This is a genomic window from Campylobacter concisus, assembly GCF_015230015.1.
GTDB lineage: Bacteria > Campylobacterota > Campylobacteria > Campylobacterales > Campylobacteraceae > Campylobacter_A > Campylobacter_A concisus_AF.
This window is the reverse complement of the sequence record NZ_JAAKZC010000004.1, coordinates 1-24,095: the sequence shown is the minus strand read 5'-3', so window position 1 is coordinate 24,095 and position 24,095 is coordinate 1. Positions and strand designations below refer to the sequence as shown.

Here is a 24,095-nt window from a genome sequence, read left to right as displayed (position 1 = left end):
TAATGGCAGATGAAAAAGAAATATATTATGACAATGAAATAGACCATGTAGTGATTGTGTCTGGCAAATATGTCGATAAAATAAAAATAGATACAGAGCCAAAATACTCGAATTATACAAAAATAAAGGAAGAGCTAACGCAAAAGGTTTCGGCACTATACGGGTCACCTATTAGTCCGTCTAAGAGCGGCGGTAGGCATATAGTGCTTAAAACCGAAAACGGGGATGAGCTTTATGTGGTAGAGTGGCATTTTGAGAAGCAAAACATCGTTAAGCGTGTATGTAAAGAGCTAGGCATAACTCAAAGAGAGTTAGCGGAGAGGATAGGAATGAGCGCGGATAGCTTGCGAACATTAAGCGCAAAGGGGCAAATCAGCACGCAAACCGAAGCCGCCATAAATTTGGTGCTTGAAAATGAAAATTTAAAAAAGGAGCTTGAGAACTACAAAGCGTTAAGAACCGCGATAAAAACGATGATTGATTAATAGACAGAATTTCTGGCTATTAAAAAAACTTAATGGCTGGGATTTCCAGCTATTAAAATTATCCACACTTTTAAAACTATTTTGTGAATAATATCTACAAAACTACTTGACAAATCTAAATAATATTGCTATACTTTCGTCAAATATTTAAATAATATCCACACAAGGGGCGAAAATATGCAAAGTTTATTTCAAACAGAACCAACACAAGTTGAAATTCTAAATTTCCAAACCTTTACTACAGAATATGTGGCGGAGCGCTACGGCACAACCGTGAATAACATCAAAGAACACAAGCGACTACACGCCGACGAAATCGTCGAGGATATTCATTTTGTCGTAGTTAAAAACGATCGCAATCGCCCACTCATTAAATGGACTTTGCGTGGCATCATAAAGCTTGGTATGTTTATCAGAAGCAAAGAGGCTAAATACTTCAGGCTTTGGGCGGAGCAAGAGCTAGAAAAAACAATACTTAGCGAGCTAACACTTGCAAAAGAGACTAGGCAAAAGAATTTATCCCTTGTTAGCAAAGTAGCCGACCTTAACGCCGTCTTGATCGACAACGCAAAACGTCACAAAAGAGAGATAAACGGCTACAAAAGCCAACTAAAACAGCATAATGACAAAATAGTTGTTTTAAGACACGAGCTAGAAAAGGCGAGTAACCCACGCCCAAGCGATCCAATATACGCACAGATAAAGGCAGAGCGTGACTACTACAAAGAGAGATACAAAAAGCTTTCACAAAGCAAAGACGAAACGATCATTTTAAATTTAGCAAAGATACAAAAAGAGTTAGAAAAGAGCTATACAGCCATAGGAGCAGTTATGGCGTATGCTGACGGAGACGATTATTTCATAAAGAAAGGATAAAAAATGAACCAACTACAAGAATATCAAGATAGGAAAACGGAGCTTGAGGTAAAGAAATTTGAGCTTGAACAAAGGAAAGCCAAAGCTTTTGTGGCTACTGATTTTTTCCCAGCTCATTTACGCAAAGGTAACGAAACAGCAAATATCGGAACGGCGATTATTGTGCTTGATTTAGCTCAGCGTATGAATATAGGCGCTTTAGAGGTAGCACAAAGTATTTATATCATTCACGGCAAACCTAGTTTTGAAACGAAATTCCTAGTTGCCAGGCTAAACTCAAGCGGACTTTTAAAGGGGCGATTGCAAACTATTGTAAGCCCTGATGGCACTAGCGCACATTGTGAAGCCATAGACGCCCAAACTGGACAATTATTAAAAGGCACAACCATAACAATGGAAATGGCAAGGCGAGAGGGTTGGCTAAGTAAAAATGGCTCAAAATGGCAGACAATGCCAGAGCTAATGATGAAATATAGAGCACAAAGTTTTTTTATAAATGAATTTTTTCCAGAAGTAAAATATGGACTAAAAACATCTGATGAAGCGGAAGATATTGTTATGTTTGAGCCTAATGAGCAATCAAAAACACCGCCAAAAGCTGGGTTAAACGAGCTTTTGAGTAGTTCGGAAAAACCGAACAGCTCAACTGTAAACCAAAAATTGACAGTTGGCGACGCCGAATTTATCGAAGCCGCGCCCCTTGAAGTTGAAATCGCCCCACTCCCCCACGATCTACTACAAAGCGAACTGGTGAAAAGAGGTGCGAGTGAAACAGAGGCTGAAAAATTAGTCGAGAGATTAAGCATTGATGAGGCGACTGCGTATCTAAATGATCCAAGTAGCATAGACAATTTAATAGAAAATTTAAAGGATAACTAATGAATGTAGGCTATTTTAAAAATCAAACTTTCAAAGCTCAAGACGGCAAAGAAGTAAAATTTATAGGGGGTATGATAAACATACCCTTTTTACGCCCTATTGAGTGTGGGCTGATCCCAACTCCTGATGAGGAGCTAGCTAAAAATCAAAACGCCCCAATATATAAAATTGTGCTCTTTAAGCCTAAAAATTACGAGGGAGCAAGGCAGATTATAGGTGGAATTTGGAATGCGGTTAGCAATGACGGAAAAACAAATTATTTTAAAGGGCATATTGAAACGCCATTGGTGTCAGGCGGTCGCATTTATCTAGCGTTATTTACTCCAAAAGAACCTAATGGGTTAATGTTTGAAGCTACGTGGAGCGCACCAAAAAGAAATAATAGCTCGCACACGCCACAAGCTAACACCACCATAGATGATGAAGTAGATATTGATGCCGACAAATACGACAACGACGAAACCATACCGTTTTAAAGGTTTTTAATGCGCGTTTTCGTATAATCGCATAAATTTAAAAAAGGATAAAAAAATGCAAATCAGTGCAGACGAAGTTAAAAATAAAGTAATACAAGGAATGGTTGATAATCTTTATAATAAAGATTATGCCGATAATCCAGAGGATATTTTTAAACTAATAATAGCACACATAGAACAAAAACTAAATTATAAATACGATTATTCAAGTATAGAAATACTAATGAAAAACATGCGTGATACTATTGTAATGGCTATTCTAAATATTAAGGCTCCAGAAGAAAAAGAAAAGATGAAATTTTATTCAAGCTTGCTAAGTATTGAGGATTGGTTTGTTGACCTTGACACATTTGAGAGGAAAATGCAAGAAATGTATTTACTAAAAACTAACATCATAAAACGCGTATGTTATGAGCTGGGGCTAACATATAAACAGCTAGGTGAGGCGATAGGATTAAGCGAGGGAAGCATTAAGCGACTAGCAACGAGCGACGAGATAAATACGCAGGCTGTTAAATCGTGCGAAATGCTACTTGAAATTAAAAACCTAAAAAAGCAATTATCGAATACCGAGACGCTAAAAACCGCTTTAAAAACACTTTTAGATTAACCGACGCATTTTTGCGTTGGTTAAAAAGTCTCAAAATACTACTCAATTTTTTATAAAAAATCTCATTTTAATACTAAAAAATATTGACTTAGTCCTAAAATAATGCTATAATTATTCCATCAAGCAACAAAATGATACTTGTTTGATAGAAAGGAGTAGCACAATGCAAAGGTTAGATTTTTTAATCAAACTCGCGATACTGATTTATCTAATCTGCAAAATCCTTAAAATATGGATTTAGACAAGGGGCGAAAGCCCCACCTACGCATTGCGCTACTCATATTTTAGCTAAAGGAGCTTAAAATGAGTGAAGTATTAGAAGTCTTGCAAGTACTTTTACTTGCTTATATTGTCTTACAACTTACAAGGGGGCAAAAATGAAAGCCCCTACTAAACAGAAATTTGCCGAGTATTTAGAGCTATACAAGATAGAGCCAAGCGACAGCGACGAGGAAGTGAGCTACAAGGTGCTTGACTGCGCTTATGATTTATTCTGCGCTTTAGAGATGTTAGCCAATAATCATAATGCTATGAGAGCCAAAATTTTAAACATACTTCAACTAAAAGGAGAAACGAAATGACAGAGCTAATCCCTATCAACAAAGCGGATTTTAACGGCGCCGAAATAAATTCGGTCAATGCGCGAGAACTACACGCGGTTTTGGAAAGCAAAACAGACTTTTCGACGTGGATAAAAAGGAGGCTAGAGGAGACGGATGCCGTCGAAAACGCCGACTACATCATCGTTCCCCAAAAATGTGAAACGATGACCGAACACGGCAAAAAGGCGAGTATCAAAAATGAATACATCCTCTCGACCGACATAGCAAAAGAGATCGCGATGCTGGAGCGAAACGAAGTCGGCAAAAAGGTCAGACGCTACTTCATAGAGTTTGAAAAAGCACATAAACAAATTTTTATCCCGCAGGATTTGCCGACAGCGCTAAGAGCGTATGCAAATGAAGTAGAACAAAAAGAACTCGCGTTAAAACAAAGAGATCAGGCGCTGGCTACTAAAGCGTGGATAGGCTCAAAAAGAGAAGCTACGGCTATGGCTACGGCAAGCGCGGCGAAACGAGAAGCCCAAAAGCTACAAATTCAGTTAGACCAAAACGAGGACTGGGCGACCGTTAAAAAAGTAGAGTTTGCGCTGGGCGGCTCTTATGACTGGCGAAAACTTACGGCAACGAGCGCAGAGCTGAAAATAGAGCGTATAGACGTGCCCGATAAAAACTACGGCACGGTAAAATCGTATCATAAGGATGTATGGCTTAAGGCTTACGGCATAGATATTACAAATTTGGATTTTAAAAAAGGAGCATAAAATGAGAAAATTTAACGTAGTGGTAACGGATGAGCTAGTTGTATCAAAAGCCTTTTTCGCAGATACTCTAGAGGAAGCTAAAGATCAGGCGGACGCTGATTACAATAATATGAAAGTTGACGTTTTGGTGCAAAACGGATATAAAGATATGAGTAACAAAGAATACGAACTCGGCGTCGAACTTACGCGGGAGTATATGCTCGATGAAATACAAGACGCTTACGGCAATTTTTGGGACGCCACCGTAGCACTAAACAAAGAGCTGAACGACTGGACGCCTGAAAGCGTGGCGACTATCTTTGGCAAGGGCGGAACTCTAAGAGAGGAACTAATGGTGCTACAAAGCACTCTTAGTAAAATGCAACGCAAGATTGAGGATTACGAGAAAATAAAAGACATTGTAGCCTAATCTCCTACAAAAAGGCTACAAAAAAGCAACTCCAAATTATACAAATCGCGGGATTAATTCCCGCTTACTACGAGGCAAAATATGACAACAGCAGAACTAAAAGACGCCGCCATTTTTGTAATGGCGTATAGCTTTTTGCAGATGGATAGCACCGAGAAGTTAGGATTATTCATAAACAAAAAAGCGAGCAATTTTATCGATGAGCTAATAGAGGCAATGACGCCGATCGTTGAGTATTACCGCGAATTTAGAAAGAGGATTGATACCCAAATTAGCGCCCTTGATAATAAAGCGTGTATCGCCAAGCAAAACTTTAGCACAACAGCCCCACAATTAGCTTGTGATCTGCTTTATTTGAGGCTAGCACCACACGAGCGAAAAGGGCAAAGATTAGCGCCGATACTAGCCGATTTTTACGCGGCGAACAAAGAAAAAATAGCGTATATCTCAAACAAAAGTTGTGATACAAAATACCGCAAAGAGGCAGAGGATAGCCAAACGCTGGCTTATTTTTATATTGAGAATATTTGAAAGGACTAGTAATGAGTAGCCCAGAAAGAGAAAAACACCTAGCAGCCCTTGCAAACCTAGAGGCGTTTTGCGAGGCACACAATGAAAAAATAAATTTAGTCGAGCGAATACAAGCTCTTTTATTTAAATGCGACGTCCGCTATTTACGGCACGCATTGCGAGATTTAAAAGATTACATCAAGGAGAGGAAATGAGCGACACATTTATTACACGCGATGAAGCCTTAAAAGAGCTAGGCATATCTGCACGATCGCTTTATGACAAAGTAAAACAAGGCGCAATAATCGCCAACAAAATAAACTCCAGGGTAATTTATTACTCTCTAAAATCTATACGTGCCTACAAATCAGGCAAAGCCACCCAAGCTATCTAAATAATCACTCCACCATTGCATGAGCTTCGCCCTTGTTTTTAGGTTTTTGGCGTGGTTGTATGCGTCCTTAACCTTGTTGCTCTCAACGTGAGCGAGGCAAAGCTCGATAACATCACTATTGCAGCCGTGCTTATCTATGTTCTCGTTGGCGACTGTGCTAAATGTAGCCCTAAAGCCGTGTGGCGTTATCATATCTTTGTTAAAGCCTAAATTTCTAAGCATTATGCGGATAGTATTATCGCTTAGCGGGGCGACGTTTGATTTTATGGACGGAAAAATTAACTCACTTTTTAAAGGCAAGCGCTCACGATATGTTTTTAATAGGTTGATTACACTTTTTGACAAAAACACTTCGTGGGGCTTTGCCATTTTCATCTCGTCTGCTGGGATATGCCAAAGGCAATTTTCAAAATCTATCTGCGACCACTTAGCATTTCTAGCGTTTTGCCCTCTTACTGCGGTATATAGTTGAAATATCGCGCACGTTTTTACTCTTATATCTCCAAAATAATCTCTTATCGCCATTAATACGGCTCTTATCTCATCATCATTTTTTAAATATGCAAAATGTTTCACTTCTCTACGCCCTAGTAGAGTTTTTTTGTCAATATCCGCTATTATGTTGTGATCTACATACTCGTGCAATAGAGCATATTTGAAAAAGCCGTTTAATATGCTTAGCACTCTATCGGCTGTTTCTAGTTTTTCATCCTCTAGTAGTGGGCTAATGGCGAATATTATATCTTTTCTACTTATCTCTTTTATGTTCATTTCTCCAAGTTTTGGCAATAATAACGTCTCAAACCGCCTTTTCATCCAAAACTGCTGCTTCTCACTCAACTTACTTTTTGTTTTATACCACGCTTCAAAAACTGCTTTAAATTTTGTTTTTTCTTCTGTTTGTATTAGGCTCTCGCCTTGATTGAGTTTTAATCTTAACTCACTTCTTTTATCTCTTGCTTCACTTAGGCTTATTTCATCATATTTGCCCAGTGTTAGGCGGTGGCGCTTGCCATTTTCTCGAAACTCATATATGAAAAATTTTGTGCCGTTTGGCATTATTTTAATTAGCAAATTATCGCCGTCGCTGACAAAATATGGCTTCTCTTTTGTTTTGAGATTTTTAAACTGCGTGATCGTGAGTTGGCGTGATAGTTTAGGCATTTTATACCCCTTTGGCTGACTATTTTTATTTTTTTAGCTACTTTTTTAAAGGCAATCAGCCAAAAATCAGCTAAAAAGTCTTTGCTGTTACTTGCTTTTTATTTCTTTTTATTGCCGTAAGTTTATGAGATAATGCTTTAAACTATTGTTAAAATCGAAATTTTATTGCTGTAACTTGCTTATTAATTCTGTGTGTTTCTTAATATGGTGGCGGGTAGAGAGAGATTTGAACTCTCGGTGAGTTGCCCCACACACGCGTTCCAGGCGTGCTCCTTAAACCGCTCGGACATCTACCCAAGAAGAAGGTGATTATATCTTTATTTGTTTAATGCTTGGCTTTTAGAGCTTTAGCCCCAAGATAACGACATCCTTGTACTCATTATCCATCAGGCAAACGCTCGGCAGTTCGCCCCATTTTTCAAAGCCTAATTTCAAAAAGAGCCCAAGGCTTGCTTCGTTTTTGCTAAAGATTAGCGCGATGATATTTTTTAAATTTAGCTCTCTAGCTTTGTTTATACTGTGGGCTAAAAGCTGCTTGCCTATGCCCTTTTTAAGAGCCTTTTTAGCGACATATATGCTTATCTCTACGCTTATATCGTAAGCGATTTTAGGGTTAAAGTCGCTAAGCGAGCAGTAGCCTAAAATTTCGCCATTTTCTTTGTAGATAAAGATAGGACGCGAGCCGCCGTGGGCGTTAAACCAAGGCTCTCGCTCCTTTGTGCTAACTGGCTGCATATCAGCAGTCGCACTTCTTTCTAAGATGTAGCCATTATAAATTTGCGTGATCGCAGGAAGATCGCTCGGCTTTGCCACCTCGATCAAGTCTAGCCCCTTTTTGCCGCCTGATAGACCGGCTCAAGCTTGGCCGCGACCTCTTTTAGATCTTTGATCCTGCTCTCGTTTGATGGGTGAGTGCTTAAAATTTCAGGTATTTTGCCAACATTCGTCTTGCTCATCTTGACCCAGACTTCGACCGCCTCTTTTGGATCATATCCGGCTCTTGCCATTAGCTCAGTGCCGATGCGATCGGCTTCGGTCTCATGTGAGCGAGAAAATGGCATTGAGATGGTGTATTGCGTAGCTAAACCTAATGCGGTTATTCCAGCACTACCAAAGCCAGCAACATTAGCTATAGCAAGGATACCTGCACCTATTAATTGGTTAGTGCTTGCTTGCTCTCTGCCGTGCTCTCTAAGTGCGTGGGCGATCTCGTGACCCATAACCGCTGCTAATTGCGCATCTGTTAGATTTAATTTCTTAACAATACCACTATAAACAACGATCCTGCCTCCTGGCATGCACCAAGCATTTAGTGTATCTTCGTTTATGACATTTACTTGCCACTTCCATTTTAAGGCGTCCTCTCTGAAAACGCCAGTTTGTGCGATCAGTTTTCTTGCGATATCTTGAACTCTCTTTGTGAGGATCGGATCGACATTTAGCTCGCCCTTGCTTCTAGCGGCTGTTAGCATCTTGACGTAAGCTTGAGCCGAGCTTTGCTCCATCTCTTTAGCGGATACTAGCATAAATTGTTTTCGATCTATGCCGACAGCGCCTGATTTTGTGACGCTCGTGCAGCCGGTGATAAGCATGCTGGCTGTTAATAACGTAAGTAAAATTTTTTTCATTTTTATCCTTTTTGGATTAAAATTTGGCGTATTATAGCTTGTGTTGGATATGCATTGTTAAACGAGGGGTGAAATTTAAATTTTGCGATTTCAAAAATAGAAATTTGCTTATTTTGTAAATTTCAAATCTTTACTCACTCGCCTTGATATGTGTGCTCGTAAATTTTAAAATTTACAAAAGTTTTAGACTGCATGCTGTGCGTTAGCACTATTGCATGCACTTTGAACGTTGTCGGGGTTAGGGGATTGTTAAGGGGGAAGGGAGCGACTTCGTAATTCAAGCCTCTTCCCCCTTAACAAAGAAATAAAACTTTAAATTTCTAAAAATCTATTTTTGCAAATTGTAAAACTTTCATTCACCCCTAAGAATTGACTACTAAAATTTGGCTTCGCTTATAGCTTAGCTCAAATTTTAGAGCCGAAATTACTCGTTCATGAAATTTTAAAATTTGTCTGAGTTTTTTGATATATAAATTTAACCCCTACACTTTGTAGTCTATATTTCTCTCAAATTCTCTCAAACGCTTATTAACAGACCTTAGCTCTGTTATCGTCGTCCAGTTATCGATAAAGACACTAAAACTCTCTCTGACCTGCGAGAAGGCATTGCTAGCTTGGATCAAAACACCAAGCGTGATGACACCGCTAAATAGGCCATTTCCCATGATGATGTAAGGCACGATGACTAAAATTTGCGAAAACGAGATGAGCCAAAGATTGAAGTAGCCGTAGTGCAAAAATAGCTTGTAGTAGTTTAGCTTCACCCCTGTAAAAAGCTCTAGCATGACGTTTGGCTGGCAAAATTTGAGCTTATCATCCTCGCCATAAACTAGCTCTTTTCTAAAGGCCGCCTCTGCTTTTTGGTTGTTGTACTCAAGATGTGGTAGCTTTATGCCTACAAACCACGATACGATGAGGCCTCCGATGCTAATTAGCAGTGCGATATAAACTAGCGAGCCCTCAATGTCCTTGATGAAAGGTAGGCTCACGCTCTTGCTTAGCTCCCAAAGCACTGGTATAAAGGCAATAAGCGTCATAAACGCCTTTAAAACCTGCACACCAAGGCTCTCCATGATCTTAGCAAAGCGATAAACATCCTCTTGGATACGCTGTGAGCTGCCCTCGATGTCGTTTTGGCAGTTTCGCCAAAATTTGAGATATTTAAAGGTCATCGCCTCCCTCCAGCGAAAGACCCAGTGGCTCGCAAAGAACGATATCACCGTGTAGGTCACGACATATGGCATGGCGATCTTTATGAAATTTAATATCTCGCGCCAAAACTCATCTACTTTGTGATCCTTTGAGTTTTGCACGATGTCGTAGAAATTTTTATACCACTCGTTGATGCGGACGTTTAGATGCGTTTGATAGACAAGTAGCAAGATGATAAATATCGCTCCGCCGTAAGCCCAAAGCGCCCATTTTTTGTCTTTGAAAAATGATGAAAACATAAAGTGCCTTTTGTAAATTTTGGCAATTATAGCAGGCAAGGTTTAAGCATTTATATAAAATTTAAACCCAAGCTATATCATTTTGCAAATTTTAACGTAAAGGAAAATGATGAAGAAATTTGCATTTTTAGCTCTTAGCCTTTGTGCGACCTTAGCGCTTGGGGCAGACATGAAGGTCTATAAAAGCCCAACTTGCGGTTGTTGTGGCAACTGGGTCAATGCTATGCAAAAGGCTGGCTTTAGCGAAGAGACCATAAAAGTAGATGATATGGTCAAGGTCAAAAAAGAATTTCACGTGCCACTAGAGCTTTCAAGCTGCCACACAGCTATCGTTGATGGCTACGTCGTTGAAGGTCACGTGCCAGCTGATGAGGTCAAGCGTCTGCTGGAGCTTAAACCAAAAGATGTCGTTGGTATCGCAGTGCCTGGCATGCCTATGGAGAGTCAGGGTATGGAGCAAGGCGGCAAAGCTGAGCAATACGACGTCATACTCTTTAAAAAAGATGGCTCGCAAGAGGTCTTCGCTACTTATATTGGCTCTAAAAAGCTAAAATAACTTCAAATTTAGACTTAGCTCGTCTTTTGATGGGCTAAGTTAAAAAGAAATTCCCTTGCTAATAGCGATGATGCAGAGCAAAAAGGCTATTGGCACATAGATAAATTTACCCACAAAATACCAAAATGAGCCGTAAGTTTTATTTGCTCCTGAATTTACCTCGTCTAAAATTTCATCTTTTTTAATGATCCAAAACCAAGATATTGCGCCGATGACTGCGCCGATCGGGATGATGTAGATAGAGACAAAGTCCATCCAAGGGCCCCAGCTGCTAATAGGCTCCATAAACGCTCCAACACCAAAGCAAACCACACAAAGCAGCGCAAGCACCCAAAATCTACTAAGGCTAGGAAATTTATGCATAAGCGACTCAGCCACGACCTCAAACATATTTTGAAGAGAGGTGATACCACCAAAGATGACTGCGGTAAATAGTATGATCGCAAAAATTTGACCACCGATCATATTTTGTAAAATTTTAGGAAGTGTTACGAAAAGTAGCTTTGGTCCGCCAGCTGGGTCCATAGCGTAGGCAAAGACCGCTGGGATCATGACAAGCGCTGCTACAAGCGCTGCAAGCGTGTCAAAAAATGCCGTAGTCTTGGCACTTTCTACGATGTCTTCATCCTTTGAAAGATATGCTCCATAAACTATCATGCCTGATCCCGTGATAGAGAGCGAGAAAAAGGCTTGACCCATCGCAGTGACCCACACCATCGGATCTTCAAGCTTGCTAAAGTCAGGGATAAATAGAAATTTATACCCCTCAAATGCGTTTGGAAGCATCGCGACATTTATAGCCAAAATGGCAAATAGCACGAAAAATAGCGGCATCATTATTTTATTGGTCTTTTCTATACTTTTTGCTCCAAAAAATAGCGTAAGAAGCGTGCCAACGATGACTATGAAGTGGTATGGCAGGACTGAGTACTCATGAAGCGCAAATGAATTAAACCAAACATTTGTATCAACGCTCATAAATGAGCCAGTAAGTGCCTGAGTAAGCGCCTTTAGCACGTAAGCGATGATGACAGCGTAGCCGATGGCTATGCAAAGCGAGCCAGCAAGTGGAAGCCAGCCGATGATACTGCCGATGACGCCTAAATTTCTACTTTGCCAAGCAAATTTATATGATCCTAGCGTGCCAGTCTTTGCGCGTCTGCCGATCGCATACTCAGCGCTCAAGCCAACGTATGAAAAAAGAGCTACAAAAAAAACGTAGATGAGCAAAAACGCTCCGCCACCATTTGTACCAAGTTTGTAAGGAAAGCCCCAAACATTTGCCATACCAACGGCTGAACCAACTGAGGCTAGTATAAACGCCCAGCGTGATGAAAAATTCTTTTTGCTCATTGTAAAATCCATAAATTTAGTGATGAAAATAATGTTACCAAAATATGATTTAAGAACTTTTTATAAATCTTAAATTTAAGAAACGTTGTTACTTTTGGGCGTGGCTAATTTGACCGCTAAATATAAATTCGCTATAATCAGCCAAAATTTTTAACTCTTAAGGATCATAATTGTACCCCAGTAGCGATAACTCGCTTTTAATGGTAATACTTGCCATTATATTCATTTTACTAAACGCATTTTTTGTTTTGTCGGAATTTTCCCTTGTCAAGGTTCGCAAGTCTAGACTTGAAGAGCTTATAAAAGAGAAAAAGCCAAACGCCCAGCTTGCCTTTGATATGTCAAACAAGCTTGATACCTATCTTAGCGCCACTCAGCTTGGCATCACGCTAAGCTCACTTGCCCTTGGTTGGATCGGTGAGCCAGCAGTCGCAAGGCTCATAGAAGCCCCACTTAAAAATGTTTTTAACCTTAGCGATATCTTAGTTCATACAGTCGGCTTTGCGATCGCATTTACGCTTATCACACTACTTCACGTCGTTATGGGCGAGCTTGTGCCAAAGTCAGTCGCCATAGCCAAATCAGAATCAGCAGTGCTTAAAATCGCTCGTCCGCTTCACTTTTTCTGGATACTATTTTCGCCTATCATAAAGCTTTTTGACATCCTAGCTACATCTGGACTTAAAATTTTAGGCATCCAGCCAGCAAAAGAGAATGAGCTAGCACACTCTGAAGAGGAGATCAAGATCATCGTTGGCGAGAGCTTAAAGGGCGGTGTGCTTGATAGTTTTGAGACTGAGCTTATCAAAAATGCAGTTGATTTTAGTGACACGGTCGCAAAAGAGATCATGACTCCAAGACGCGACATGATCTGCATAAATAAACAAAAGAGCTTTGAAGAGAATTTACAAGTCGTTTTTGAGTCAAAATATACTCGCTATCCTTATATAGACGGCTCAAAAGATATTATTTTGGGCATGATACACATTAGAGATATCTTGCAGCTACACTTTAGCGAGGATAAAGAGAAGAGTTTTGATGCGATCGTACGTAAATTTGTCATCGTGCCTGAGAGCCTCTCTATCTCAAAGGTGCTTGTGATGATGAATAAGGAGCAAATTTCAGCCGCACTTGTCGTCGATGAGTATGGTGGCACGGCTGGACTTCTTACGATGGAAGATATCATGGAGGAGGTGCTTGGCGACTTTAACGACGAGCATGACGAGGTCGATCAGCACTATAAAAAGATAAATGAAAACATCTATGAATTTCAAGGCAGATACGACTTAGAGAGCGTTGAAGAGGTCCTTGGCATAAGCTTTGATGAAGAGACCGATCAAGTCACTATCGGCGGATATGTCTTTAATCTCATCGGTCGTTTGCCAGTAGTTGGGGATAAGATCGAGGATGAGAACTGCTACTACGAAGTGAGAAAGATGGATGGAGCTAGCATCTCACGCGTAAAAGTTAGAAAAAAGATAAAAGAAGAAGAGGAGCCTGCTCAGGCTTAGTTTATAAATTTAATGGCTTTTTTGGCCATTAAATTTAACCTCGCAAAATCATAAAATAACAGGGTAAATTTAAGTGAGATTACGCTTTTTAAAAGCCATCAAATTTAACTCATAAAATCGCAAAATTTAAAGTAACACCATCTTTTTTGTAAATTTGGTTATGTAATTTAAAAATGGTTTGCTGGTAAAATTTATCATCTGCTCGTAAAAGTAGCTGTTTGAGCGATCTTGTTTGTGAGATTTAAATTTACTAAAGTAAATTAGCCTTGGCTGGAGTCACGATACTGCAAAATTTCGTCATAAATTTCTTTACCACGCTCATCTCTAGGCTGCAACAAGAGAGCCAAATTTCTTTTGTTAAATTTTAAAGCGCCTCTTAATAGCTCTTTTGTAGCCAAATTTGCTTATCTATTTTTATGTGTAAATTTATAATTTATAAAAGCGTGCTAGATCTTTGCCATACTTTAATGCTAGCTCGTAGTAGGGCGTCTCTGGATCCTCAGCTATCATCTCGTAGAGCTTTTTACGAAGCTCTGGTAAAAGGCGAAGATCGCTATAATCTATCCTCTCTTTATACGCTGGCAAGCCTTGTAAGAGCAGGGCATTTGAGTAGTTTATGCCACCAGTTTTGCTGCCAGTGATGTTAAATTCGTTCTCATATTGCGTGCGAGTTAAGCCAGTTGGTATGCTAAGCTCTCCACGTTGTAGGCAAATTTTGTCATTGCTACTGACGATATACTCTGGAAATTCTAACTCTTGGTAGTTGATATCTTCGTGATCATAATATACCCACTCCATAGCATCTTTATTTTTGCGGTTGAAACTGCTTTTGTAGATGAAGCTTCCTGGAATGATAAATTCACGGCTTTTTAGTACTGGAGCGTCTGCTATATCTTTATAAACAGCAACCAAGTAGCAGTCACTAAAAAAATCAAGCGGCCAAAGAAGCCCCTCATTTGCTCGCTTTATAAAACGGCTCATGATATCAACTAAGATTTTGCCAAAGAAATATCTCTTGTAGTAATCATTATAGACGTAAAATATATCGCCCTCTTTGAGCTTTTTCTTTTCTGACATTTAAATTTAGCTCTTCCAGATATTTTTATTTAGCTCCAAATCATGCATGATCTGCGAAAAGTCGCTGATACTAGAGATGTAGTTTTGCACGCTCTCGTTGCTGTTTATCGGCTTTTTAAGATCAGGCTCAAAGCTATCTTTTCTAAGATCGATCGCGATGAAAATTTCATTTTTTAAAAATACCGCCGAGAGCGGAGCGTTAAATTTAGTTCTTAATCTGCTTAAATTTTCCATCAGCTTTGGCGTCAGAGCGTATCTAGCTGCGATCTGATCGGTCGTGTAGGTTTTAAAAAGCTCATTAAATTTAGGGTTGTCCATGACGGCTAGTTCACCCTCGCTTCTTAGATCAGAAGTTCGCTTTTTATCGCAGACATAGATCGTGGCGTTTAGCTCTTTTTTAAACTCAGCCTTTAGCAAGATGCCTTGAAATTTCACCGTTGTGGTGGTGCGTTTCTCGCCTTTTACTTCTTTTGCCGCATAAAAATCACAAAGCTTAAACTGCGTGTTATCGATCTGTCCGTAGATCATATCCTCTGCGTAGTGTCTATTTACATCGGCGTCATAAATTTTTAAAAAATCATTCAAACTTAGTCCGCCATTTGCGCTGAAATTTAGACCATAGTTTTTTACGATTACACTAACTACTTTTTGTTTAAATTTTGCTATAAGCTCGTTTTTTAGCCCATTTATCGTCTTGCCAAGATAAAAAACTCCGCCGATTAGCAAAAAGAAAAATAAATTTCCAAGGTGCAGTGATGCCAAAAAACCACTTACAACTATGATGCCAAGAAAGCCATAAACGATCATTTTAAAGGCTTTTTGCCCCATGGCAAGACGCTCTTTTTCAAGCTCGTCAAGGTCGCTTAGATCGATGCCTTTTAGTTCGTCTGCTTGCATTTTTATGCCTTATTTTTTAAAAAGATCACCGATGTTTGGAGCAGCTGCTTCATTTTCTGGGATATCAAAAAATACATCTTTGTGAAAGCCAAACATTGAAGCTACGATGTTTGAAGGAAACATCTGTGTGGCGTTGTTGTAAATTTCAACAGCTGAGTTGTAAGCGCGTCTGGCAGCTGAAATTTGCTCTTCGACCTCGTTTAGTGTGCTTTGGATGTGAAGTAAATTTTGATTTGCTTTTAGGTCTGGGTAGTTTTCTACGCTAACTCTTAAACCATTTAGCAAGCTTGAAATTTTGTTATTTAGCTCAAATTTCTCCTCATTTGTAGAGGCGCTTCTAGCACTCTCTCTAAGGGCAGTGATGTTTTCTAGCAGGCCTTTTTCATGCACCATGTACTCTTTTGCAGTAGCTACTAAATTTGGTATGAGGTCATATCTTCTTTTTAGCTGTGCATCGATGCCAGCCTCCACGCTTTTTACCTGGTTTTGCTTTGCAACAAGCGAGTTGTAAAGGCTGATGAAAAAGACAAAAATGACTGCGATAACAAGTATCACGATGACTAACGAATTCATAACTTTTCCTTTGAAATTTAAGTTTGTTGTAGTTTATCCAAAGTTGCTTAAGAGTATTTAAACACCGATGGTGGGTGATTAAATTTAATATTATAATTTAATCTTAAATTTTACATATAATTTATATAATTAAAAATTGTTTTTTACGAGGAGGATAAATGAGAACGGTAAACGTAAAAGATATAAAAGAGGTCGTTGCAAAGCTTTGCAAACAAGCCTGTTACGTCGTTACACCAGATCTAAAGGCTGCTTTTACAAAAGCTCAAACCACTGAGAGCTCATCTCTTGGAAAAGACATTTTGGGCAAAATTTTACAAAATGCCAAGCTAGCAGAAGAGGGTGTTGCGCCTATTTGTCAAGATACAGGTATGACAGTTGTCTTTGTAGAGATCGGTCAAGACGTGCATATAGAAGGCGGATATATCGAAGATGCGATCAATGAGGGCGTTGCGAAGGGCTACACTGAGGGCTATCTTAGAAAATCAGTCGTTGCTGAGCCACTTTTTGAGAGAAAAAACACTACAAACAACACTCCAGCGGTCATTCACACTAGGATCGTGCCAGGAGATAAATTTAAGATCAAAGTAGCTCCAAAAGGCTTTGGTAGCGAGAATAAGTCAGTTTTAAAAATGCTTGTGCCAGCTGATGGCGTAGAGGGCGTTAAAAAGGTCTTCTTGGAGGCTGTGAAATACGCTGGACCAAACGCTTGCCCTCCAATGACAATAGGCGTTGGCATAGGTGGCACTATGGATAAAGCAGCACTTCTAGCCAAGCAAGCTGCAGTTCGTCCAGTGGATAGTAAAAATCCTGACCCAAGATATGCAAAGCTTGAAGAGGAGCTACTTGAGCTTGCTAGTCAAACAGGCGTCGGTCCTCAAGGACTTGGCGGCGATACAACTGCTATAAAAGTAAATGTCGAGTGGTATCCAACCCACATCGCAGGCCTACCAGTAGCCATAAACATCAACTGTCACGCTGCACGCCACGCAGACGCCGAGCTTTAAGGAGATAACATGTCAGAAGTAAAAAGAATAACAGCACCATTTGATAAAGAGGTGGTAAAAAGCCTAAAAGCAGGCGACAATGTCCTAATCTCAGGCACTATCATCGCAGCTCGTGACGCCGCTCACAAGGCGCTAACAGAGGCTCTAGCACGCGGCGAGAAGTTGCCAGTTGAGCTAAAGGGCGAGACTATCTACTACGTCGGACCAACTCCAGCCAAGCCAAACCAAGCTATCGGCGCAGCAGGTCCAACAACAAGCGGCAGAATGGACAAATACACACCAACCATGATAAACGAAGTTGGCATAAATGGCATGATCGGCAAGGGTTACCGTAACGACGCCGTAGTCGAGGCTATGAAAAAATCATGCTGTGTTTATATGGTCGCTATCGGTGGTATCGGAGCGGTCATTAGCCAAAGTATCAAAAAATACGAAGTCTTGGCATATCCAGAGCTAGGACCAGAGGCAGTTGCAAGACTCACAGTAGAGGACTTCCCAGCGATAGTCGCTATCGACTGCGAGGGCAATAACTTCTACGAAGTCGGTCAAGCACCTTATAAAAAGATCTAAATTTGATCCGCTAGCAGCCTAAGCTAGCGGAATTTCTCCCAAAATGAAAACTTTTTGCAACGATCAAGCAAAGCCACTACTTAAATTTTTCACAAAAACCAAAAGTGAAATTATAAATTTAAAGCTAAAGCAAATTCTGGACGAGGGCTTTGTCTCAAAACCACAAGGGATATTTTTAAAAGCTGCCATCAAAAAAGGGCAGAAATTTGAAGAAAATAAGACACAAAATGAGTGGTCGCTAAATGAGATAGTGGTCTTTGAAAGCGAGTATGAGAGCCCTGAAGAGTATTTTAGTGATGTGGGGTTGTTTGTTGTGAAATTAGCTGATAAATTTAGAGCAAGTGACATTAGCGAGGAGTTGGTCTTTGCTGTTTCGTTTCAAGCACTGCAGTTTATCACGCTGAGTAGCGAAGAGTTTAAATTTATATATGAAGACTACAACGAGAGCACAAACTCCGCTCACATTAAAATTTACGCCAAAAGAGAAAACGACGAAATTTTACTATATAAAGATAGGATAGGGGGCTACAAAACTGAGGCGCTAATCGTTTACGAGGTGGCTAGTAGTAGCCAAGACACATAGTATCAGTTAGTTTTATGCGTTTTTCAAAGGGTGCTGGCGAGAAAAATTTGCACTTTTCGATGTAAATCCTATACGAGTAGTTAAGCTTTAAATCATCATAAAATTTCTTTAAATTTAAAAATTTGATACCGCAAATTTCATGAAATTCAAAAAGCTCATAAATTTTAGAGCCATTTTTGGCGACAAGGTGCGAAGGTGCAAGCGAGGTAAATGAACAAAAGACGCCAGTTGGGATAAGTCCATCTAGCGGCGTGCAGGCTTGTAAGGCGCTCGCAAATTTCTCTGGGACGCTCTTTTTTCTAAGAAAAACGATGCGTGAGTTTTCAAATTTAGCGATGATAGCATTTTTCCAAAAAAGATAGGCATTTGATGAGATGCCGGCGTTTTTGGCAAGCTGAGCATTAAGCACGTAGTCATCTAAAAATTCGTTTGGTGCAAGGGTTATTTGCATCTTTGTCCTTTTGAAATTTTGCTCATTATAGCCTTTGGTGCCTAAAAATTTAGAAATTTATAGTAGGATTTTGCCAAAATTTAAAGGAGAAGATATGAAAAAACAAATTTCAACAAAAAACGCTCCACAAGCGATCGGACCATACTCTCAGGCGATTAGCGCGAATGGATTTTTATTTATCTCAGGGCAGCTTGGCGTCACACCAGGGGGCGAGTTTGCAGGCAGCAATGTAGAGGCTCAGGCGCAGCAGTCACTTACAAATTTGCAAAACATTTTGGCTGAGGCTGGACTTAGTTTTGATAATGTTGTAAAGACTACGATATTTTTAGCAGATATGGCAGATTTTGCCAAGGTAAATGTCACATACGCTAAATTTTTTAAAGAGCCATATCCAGCTAGAAGCACGGTGGCTGTGAAGACTTTGCCAAAAGATGCACTTGTAGAAATTGATGTTATCGCAGCACAATAATGTCACAAATGTACCAAGGCACAATTTACAAAGAGGATTAAGATGTCTTAAAATTACGTAAATTTTTTTACGATAAGGATAGACATGCAAACTCAAGTAGGAGTTATCAAACAAATTTCAGGATTGGTCGTAGCCATAGATCAAAACGGAGTAAGCCGCGTACTAAAAGCTGGCGACGCTCTTTATATAGGCGAAGTAATCAAAACCTCTTTGGCTTCCTCAAAAGCCGTAGTTTCAATGGATAATGGCAAAGATGTCACCATTTTGGGTGATGAATCGTTAAAACTTGACGAAAATGTAGTCGCGGGACAAAATTCAAATAAAGTAGCCGATGTTAGCGACTTGCAAAAGGCGTTGCTAAATGGTGAGGATCTAACTAAACTAGAGGAGACTGCCGCTGGCGGTAATGCAGCCGCAGCTGGCGGCGGAGATGGCGTTAGCCTTGGTGCAGCGTCGTTTGATGAGGGTGGTCACTACTCAAATATCAATGAAAATTTCCGCTCGATAGGTGATCTAAACAGCGCAAGAGGCGCTGAGAGGATAGGCGGTGTAAGTGGCGCAGCCGATAATGCTGGTGGTGACGCTGGTTTTGTAGATACTACTACCCCAACAGTAACTCTAGATCCAATTAACAACACTTCAACAGTAGTAACTGGTAAGGTTCCAAATCCTGATCCAAATACCACTGTAACTGTTGAAATTCCTGGTCATACCCCAGTTACAGTCCCAGTAAATCCTGATGGTACATTTAATGTTCCTACACCAAATAATGAACCATTAAAACCAGGTACTGAGGTAAAAGTTACTCCAAAAGATGATGCAGGCAATGGTACTCCAGCTACTACTCCAGTATCAGACGTTGTACCGCCGCAGGCAGATCTCACTCCAAAGGCTGACGGCACAGTTGATGTAGTGCCTCACGACAATGACGCGACAAAGGTTGAAATTTCATACACAGATAATGGTGGCAACACGCAAACTATAACCGTGGTCAAAAATCCAAGCGCTGGCTGGGTCGTAGATAGCACCCCTGGCAAGACGACAGCTCCTACAGGTGCTTTCAAGCTTGATTCAAACAGCGGTAAGGTCACTATCAGCGACGACGCGACAAAAGACAATACTCCAGTGACGGCAAAAGCAACTGACGCAGCTGGCAACACAGCCATAGGCGAGACGACTTCTCCAGATAAATTTGCTATCAAATTTAATGATGATACAGATAGCAACGGCACTATCACAAGAGGCGAGAACTATGCTGAGGACGGCGCAAAAGCTACTGCAACTATCAGCATACCAAATTTGGCAAAAGACGGCAGCAAGATCCACGTTGTAGGCACGGGTATAAATGACTATTACACAGTTCATAAAGATGCTAGTGGCAACGTTACAAGCGTTATGGATACAAAAGGTAACAACGTATTTGACGGCGATAATGGCATAAAGGTTGGCTATAACTATAACCACTACCAAACAGCCCTCGGAAATGCAGCTAGTATCACAGCTCAGTTAGAAGGTACAACTCTTAAAACTACTTCGAGTGTTAAATTTGAAAATGTCAAAATGGCTGACGTTGAATTTGTAGAGTTTGATAAGAATGGTAATGTTTTAAGCGATATGAAAACTGGCAACATAGATACTACTAGGAGGTATAATAGAGCCACGGCTGCACTTGATGGTGACATAAACCACACCACAGCTCGTATATCATTACCTGACAATATCCAAGATGGCGACGTTATAACCGTAAAATATGGTTTTGGACCTATTGCTGCATCTTTAGCCGCAACAGGTGGCACAGATACGACTGCTTATAAATATTTCTTAGTTCATAAAGCAGCTGATGGCTCTATGACAGTTGATCAGATCACTTCAGCTGATGATAAGACAGTTATCAAATCAGGTCTTACATCTACAAATGGTGCTGGTGAGAAATTTGGTATAGATATCCACGATATGCCTACAACTACTAACTTTTTAACAACATCACGTGGTATACGAGTAGATATAACTGGCGAAGATGGTTCAAGTGTAAGCATGAATCCTAGATATACAAATAGAGAAAAGATGCAAGCCCCAACTGTTGAATTTATAGAAGGCAATAAAATATATAGTCCAAGCGAGTCAGGAAGCGGCTCAGGTGCATTAACTGCCTGTATAAAAGTAGCTGACGCTATAAAAGACGGTGATATCAGCCACACTACAGCTCCATAACATTGCCAAAAGTGTTCTCAGACAGCGATAAACTAACAGTTGCCATAACTGACTACAACAAAATTTATGCCGACACTGGTGTAAAACAATACCCAGCAAATAACCCAGAGCCAACATTTGTTAAGGCATTTATCATTCACAAAGCGGCTAACGGCACTGTGACTTTTGACGAGGTCGATGCAGCTGGTAATGTCACACATGCAGGCATCCCAGCGCTAAATAATAACGCTATCGAAATAACTGGCGTGGCCACTATATAATATGTATGAAAATGGCGTTGTGAAGTCAGATTATGTACATGCAACAGGTGTTGATGCTACTATCACAGACCACCTTAACCTAAATGGTAACGATAGTGGAAGCAATTTAAGTTTTGCATTCTTAGCGAACGTAAATGTTGTCACTATCACAGAGGTGATCGACGACGTTGCAGGCGGTATCGTAAATGGCAATATCAAAGATAACGACGTAGCAGTAAATGGTGTAACTAAAAAAGGGCTAACAAACGACAGCACTCCGACATTTAACGGCAAAGCAGATCCTAACTCAGTGGTAGAGCTATACGATGGCACAACTAAGATAGGTAGCACAACAACCGATAAATTTGGCAACTGGTCTATCACTCCGACCACTCCACTTGGTGAAGGCGCTCATAGTATCACAGCCTCATCTCCAGCCACAAACGCGATCAAGGCCTCTGACCCAGCTACTATAACAGTAGATACAAGTACTAAGGTTACATTTGATAGCGTTATAGACGATGTTATGGGCGGCGTTGTAAATGGCAATGTTAAGGGCAATGATGTGACAGTTGAAGACAAAACACTAAAAGGCCTAACAAATGACAACACACCAACCCTATCAGGCAAGGCTGAAGCTGGCTCAATTGTTGAGATCTTTGATGGTACAAACAAGATCGGTCAGGAAGTGGCAAAAGCTGACGGCACTTGGAGTTTTAAAGTGAGCACACCGCTTAGTGAGGGCGAGCATGAGCTGAAGGTAAAAACTACTGACAAAGCTGGCAACACAGCCGAGGCTGATCCAGTAACCATAACTGTTGATACGAAGATAGTGGATGCAAGAGTTGAATTTATCGAAGATAAAAATAACGATGGTAAATTTAGCTGGGGTGAAAACCTTGCAAATGAAAATCCAGGACGTATCGCATGGAAGATCGATCTTCCAAAAGATGGTTCGGTTAAGGTTGGAGATGAGCTATATTACACCGTTAAATCAAACTATATGATTGAACAAAATGGCAAACTTGTCCCTGCCTGGACTAGTGCACCTGATACACGTAGAGTCGTAACTCAAGAAGATATAGACAAAGGCTACATGGGCTGGAAAGCGACCAATCAAGACCAAGAAACAAAGATAGTTGGTGTCTTTGGTAAAAATGCCAGTGGACGTTATGTCGAGGCCGAGGCTTACTTTGTTGATAAAGCTGGAAACAAAAGCCAGGTAACCAAAGATAAGGTTGTCTTTGACTTTACAACTACTAAGATAGATGGGGATGCTATTTGGCAAACAAATCAAATATGAATTTCACATCCAAATAATATCGATGCAAGTAATCTTCAAAATGATATAGATTTGGATCGTAATCGCAACTTTGAAATTACTGCAAAGCGTATCGTTAAAGGCGCCAATATCACCACAGGAGACGGCGATGATGTGATTACGGTAGTTGATGGCTGGGGTGGCCGGATAAATAATCACTCTAGTGTTGATTTAGGCGATGGTACCAACATGCTAAAAGTTGCTAGAGATATTGATGAGTCAACGGTTAAGGCAGGAAGCGGCAATGACGTGGTAACTGTTGGTAATTGGATAAGAGAATATTCTGATATAAATTTAGGCAATGGTAGCAATACCCTTACAGTTGGCAATAAAATAGTAAATTCTACTGTTACTACTGGTGACGGTAATGACCTTATAAAAGTAAATAATGCTATTATTGGCTCAACTGTAAAATTAGGTGCGGGAGATGATACTGTTGAAGTTGGTAATAAAGATATCACAGATAACACTCTAACAGGCAAGAGCGATATAAATGGTGGAGATGGTTATGATAAACTAACTATCACAAATCCAGGAACGACTATAAATTTAAGTAATATTGCAAGCCAAGCACATAATTTTGAAGAGCTTAATATCTCCAACAAGGGTCAAAACACTACTTTAAGTGTAAAATTATCTGATGTATTGAGTTTAACAGATAATGACAATACATTAAAGATCACAGCAGATGCTGGCGATAAAGTAGAATTTAAAGATGCTGGTTGGAAAAAAGGTGAATCAACAAATGGTTACACTACATATACAAATGATACTGGTGGAAGAACTGTTACTGTCGAGATCAAAGATGAAGTAATACAACCTATATAATCATAAACATGTAAATTTAGTGATAAAACAAAATTTAGAGAGCAAGGAAGCTCTCTAAATTTATTATGTAGAAAATAAAATTTCAATTTATAAAATATTTTGCAATTATTTCAACTGTCTTTAAGCATCCCTCATATATAATTCCAGCTCACGAAACGAGAAACCACCTTTAACTTCAACGTTAATAAAGCCTTTTTCTTATCGTTGTTCTTTTAACTTATAATTGTTAAACTATTAGTCAATCTT

30 protein-coding genes and 1 tRNA gene are annotated in these 24,095 nt (G+C 40.0%); 21 read left to right on the top strand and 10 right to left on the bottom strand.

From position 1 onward, the window contains the following. The first annotated feature begins 2 nt into the window (after positions 1-2). The 11 genes from G6W42_RS10360 to G6W42_RS02995 all read left to right on the top strand — a co-directional run bounded on the left by G6W42_RS10360 (position 3) and on the right by G6W42_RS02995 (position 5,963). Entirely contained in the window at positions 3-485 is a 483-nt protein-coding gene (locus tag G6W42_RS10360) for a helix-turn-helix domain-containing protein (RefSeq protein WP_196779931.1), read from the top strand. Between the two features lie 177 nt (positions 486-662). Beyond that, the gene (locus tag G6W42_RS03040; protein WP_194172907.1) at positions 663-1,361 is read left to right on the top strand and encodes a hypothetical protein; all 699 of its coding nucleotides are present in this window, start codon (positions 663-665) and stop codon (positions 1,359-1,361) included. A gap of 3 nt (positions 1,362-1,364) precedes the next feature. Beyond that, positions 1,365-2,240, top strand: a complete 876-nt coding sequence (locus G6W42_RS10465) for a hypothetical protein (RefSeq protein ID WP_242042685.1) — start codon at positions 1,365-1,367, stop codon at positions 2,238-2,240. Then, positions 2,240-2,716 carry a DUF736 family protein gene (locus G6W42_RS03030; RefSeq protein WP_194172906.1) on the top strand — a complete coding sequence of 159 codons (477 nt, stop codon included), beginning with the start codon at positions 2,240-2,242 and terminating at the stop codon, positions 2,714-2,716. The genes G6W42_RS10465 and G6W42_RS03030 overlap by 1 nt, the downstream gene beginning before the upstream one ends. Before the next feature lie 55 nt (positions 2,717-2,771). Next, a complete protein-coding gene (locus G6W42_RS10460; protein ID WP_242042684.1) occupies positions 2,772-3,326 on the top strand; it encodes a hypothetical protein in 555 nt (184 codons plus the stop codon). Positions 3,327-3,703: 377 nt separating this feature from the next. After that, entirely contained in the window at positions 3,704-3,907 is a 204-nt protein-coding gene (locus G6W42_RS03020; protein ID WP_194172905.1) for a hypothetical protein, read from the top strand. Next, entirely contained in the window at positions 3,904-4,650 is a 747-nt protein-coding gene (locus tag G6W42_RS03015) for an antA/AntB antirepressor family protein (RefSeq protein WP_194172904.1), read from the top strand. The genes G6W42_RS03020 and G6W42_RS03015 overlap by 4 nt, the downstream gene beginning before the upstream one ends. Before the next feature lies 1 nt (position 4,651). Next, the gene (locus G6W42_RS03010) at positions 4,652-5,059 is read left to right on the top strand and encodes a hypothetical protein (protein ID WP_194172903.1); all 408 of its coding nucleotides are present in this window, start codon (positions 4,652-4,654) and stop codon (positions 5,057-5,059) included. 81 nt (positions 5,060-5,140) lie between these two features. Further along, the gene (locus G6W42_RS03005; RefSeq protein ID WP_194172902.1) at positions 5,141-5,590 is read left to right on the top strand and encodes a hypothetical protein; all 450 of its coding nucleotides are present in this window, start codon (positions 5,141-5,143) and stop codon (positions 5,588-5,590) included. 11 nt (positions 5,591-5,601) lie between these two features. Further along, on the top strand, positions 5,602-5,784 hold the full coding sequence (locus G6W42_RS03000; RefSeq protein WP_103569168.1) for a hypothetical protein: 183 nt from the start codon (positions 5,602-5,604) through the stop codon (positions 5,782-5,784). Further along, positions 5,781-5,963 (top strand): helix-turn-helix transcriptional regulator, encoded by a 183-nt coding sequence (locus tag G6W42_RS02995; protein ID WP_072595003.1) that lies wholly within the window; start codon positions 5,781-5,783, stop codon positions 5,961-5,963. The genes G6W42_RS03000 and G6W42_RS02995 overlap by 4 nt, the downstream gene beginning before the upstream one ends. On the opposite strand, the gene G6W42_RS02990 is transcribed toward G6W42_RS02995, so the two are convergent. From G6W42_RS02990 to G6W42_RS02970, 5 genes are all read right to left on the bottom strand, one after another. After that, positions 5,937-7,127 (bottom strand): tyrosine-type recombinase/integrase, encoded by a 1,191-nt coding sequence (locus tag G6W42_RS02990; RefSeq protein ID WP_194172901.1) that lies wholly within the window; start codon positions 7,125-7,127, stop codon positions 5,937-5,939. The two genes, G6W42_RS02995 and G6W42_RS02990, sit on opposite strands and share 27 nt — an antisense overlap. 208 nt (positions 7,128-7,335) lie before the next feature. Continuing rightward, a tRNA-Ser gene (locus G6W42_RS02985) sits at positions 7,336-7,423 on the bottom strand. A gap of 43 nt (positions 7,424-7,466) precedes the next feature. After that, entirely contained in the window at positions 7,467-7,940 is a 474-nt protein-coding gene (locus G6W42_RS02980; protein WP_346010459.1) for a GNAT family N-acetyltransferase, read from the bottom strand. Positions 7,941-7,951: 11 nt separating this feature from the next. After that, on the bottom strand, positions 7,952-8,755 hold the full coding sequence (locus G6W42_RS02975) for a M48 family metallopeptidase (RefSeq protein WP_194172899.1): 804 nt from the start codon (positions 8,753-8,755) through the stop codon (positions 7,952-7,954). Positions 8,756-9,237: 482 nt separating this feature from the next. Then, on the bottom strand, positions 9,238-10,206 hold the full coding sequence (locus G6W42_RS02970) for a putative transporter (protein WP_194172898.1): 969 nt from the start codon (positions 10,204-10,206) through the stop codon (positions 9,238-9,240). Positions 10,207-10,315: 109 nt separating this feature from the next. Between G6W42_RS02970 and G6W42_RS02965 the strand changes: the two genes are divergently transcribed. Then, the gene (locus tag G6W42_RS02965) at positions 10,316-10,762 is read left to right on the top strand and encodes a DUF411 domain-containing protein (protein WP_194172897.1); all 447 of its coding nucleotides are present in this window, start codon (positions 10,316-10,318) and stop codon (positions 10,760-10,762) included. 39 nt (positions 10,763-10,801) lie between these two features. Here the strand turns inward: G6W42_RS02965 and G6W42_RS02960 are convergent, their stop codons facing one another. After that, complete coding sequence (locus tag G6W42_RS02960) at positions 10,802-12,115, bottom strand: sodium-dependent transporter (protein ID WP_194172896.1); 1,314 nt, start codon at positions 12,113-12,115, stop codon at positions 10,802-10,804. Positions 12,116-12,285: 170 nt separating this feature from the next. On the opposite strand from G6W42_RS02960, the gene G6W42_RS02955 reads away from it, so the two are divergent. Then, complete coding sequence (locus G6W42_RS02955) at positions 12,286-13,626, top strand: hemolysin family protein (protein WP_194172895.1); 1,341 nt, start codon at positions 12,286-12,288, stop codon at positions 13,624-13,626. Between the two features lie 426 nt (positions 13,627-14,052). Here G6W42_RS02955 and G6W42_RS02950 read toward each other — a convergent pair whose 3' ends face one another. From G6W42_RS02950 to G6W42_RS02940, 3 genes are read right to left on the bottom strand one after another with little or no spacing between them, the layout of a single operon-like run. Then, the gene (locus tag G6W42_RS02950) at positions 14,053-14,703 is read right to left on the bottom strand and encodes a sugar transporter (RefSeq protein WP_194172894.1); all 651 of its coding nucleotides are present in this window, start codon (positions 14,701-14,703) and stop codon (positions 14,053-14,055) included. A 6-nt stretch (positions 14,704-14,709) separates the two neighbouring features. Then, a complete protein-coding gene (locus G6W42_RS02945) occupies positions 14,710-15,600 on the bottom strand; it encodes a DUF3137 domain-containing protein (protein WP_194172893.1) in 891 nt (296 codons plus the stop codon). A gap of 9 nt (positions 15,601-15,609) precedes the next feature. Continuing rightward, on the bottom strand, positions 15,610-16,173 hold the full coding sequence (locus tag G6W42_RS02940; protein WP_194172892.1) for a LemA family protein: 564 nt from the start codon (positions 16,171-16,173) through the stop codon (positions 15,610-15,612). Positions 16,174-16,331: 158 nt separating this feature from the next. Between G6W42_RS02940 and G6W42_RS02935 the strand changes: the two genes are divergently transcribed. From G6W42_RS02935 to G6W42_RS02925, 3 genes are read left to right on the top strand one after another with little or no spacing between them, the layout of a single operon-like run. Then, on the top strand, positions 16,332-17,177 hold the full coding sequence (locus G6W42_RS02935; protein ID WP_194172891.1) for a fumarate hydratase: 846 nt from the start codon (positions 16,332-16,334) through the stop codon (positions 17,175-17,177). A 9-nt stretch (positions 17,178-17,186) separates the two neighbouring features. After that, positions 17,187-17,747 carry a Fe-S-containing hydro-lyase gene (locus G6W42_RS02930; RefSeq protein ID WP_021092611.1) on the top strand — a complete coding sequence of 187 codons (561 nt, stop codon included), beginning with the start codon at positions 17,187-17,189 and terminating at the stop codon, positions 17,745-17,747. Positions 17,748-17,790: 43 nt separating this feature from the next. Further along, positions 17,791-18,330, top strand: coding sequence for a hypothetical protein (locus tag G6W42_RS02925; protein WP_194172890.1), 540 nt, complete (start codon positions 17,791-17,793; stop codon positions 18,328-18,330). Here G6W42_RS02925 and G6W42_RS02920 read toward each other — a convergent pair. After that, positions 18,308-18,781 carry a cysteine permease gene (locus tag G6W42_RS02920; RefSeq protein WP_194172889.1) on the bottom strand — a complete coding sequence of 158 codons (474 nt, stop codon included), beginning with the start codon at positions 18,779-18,781 and terminating at the stop codon, positions 18,308-18,310. The two genes, G6W42_RS02925 and G6W42_RS02920, sit on opposite strands and share 23 nt — an antisense overlap. A gap of 94 nt (positions 18,782-18,875) precedes the next feature. Here G6W42_RS02920 and G6W42_RS02915 point away from each other — a divergent pair, with 94 nt between their 5' ends. The 5 genes from G6W42_RS02915 (at position 18,876) to G6W42_RS02895 (ending at position 23,849) form a co-directional block, all read left to right on the top strand. Beyond that, entirely contained in the window at positions 18,876-19,250 is a 375-nt protein-coding gene (locus G6W42_RS02915) for a RidA family protein (protein ID WP_194172888.1), read from the top strand. A gap of 84 nt (positions 19,251-19,334) precedes the next feature. Continuing rightward, positions 19,335-21,461 (top strand): retention module-containing protein, encoded by a 2,127-nt coding sequence (locus tag G6W42_RS02910; RefSeq protein ID WP_194172887.1) that lies wholly within the window; start codon positions 19,335-19,337, stop codon positions 21,459-21,461. A gap of 2 nt (positions 21,462-21,463) precedes the next feature. Beyond that, on the top strand, positions 21,464-21,721 hold the full coding sequence (locus G6W42_RS02905) for a hypothetical protein (RefSeq protein ID WP_194172886.1): 258 nt from the start codon (positions 21,464-21,466) through the stop codon (positions 21,719-21,721). Positions 21,722-21,740: 19 nt separating this feature from the next. Then, positions 21,741-23,003, top strand: coding sequence for an Ig-like domain-containing protein (locus G6W42_RS02900; RefSeq protein WP_194172885.1), 1,263 nt, complete (start codon positions 21,741-21,743; stop codon positions 23,001-23,003). Positions 23,004-23,054: 51 nt separating this feature from the next. Continuing rightward, on the top strand, positions 23,055-23,849 hold the full coding sequence (locus G6W42_RS02895; RefSeq protein WP_194172884.1) for a hypothetical protein: 795 nt from the start codon (positions 23,055-23,057) through the stop codon (positions 23,847-23,849). The last annotated feature ends 246 nt before the right edge of the window (positions 23,850-24,095 follow it).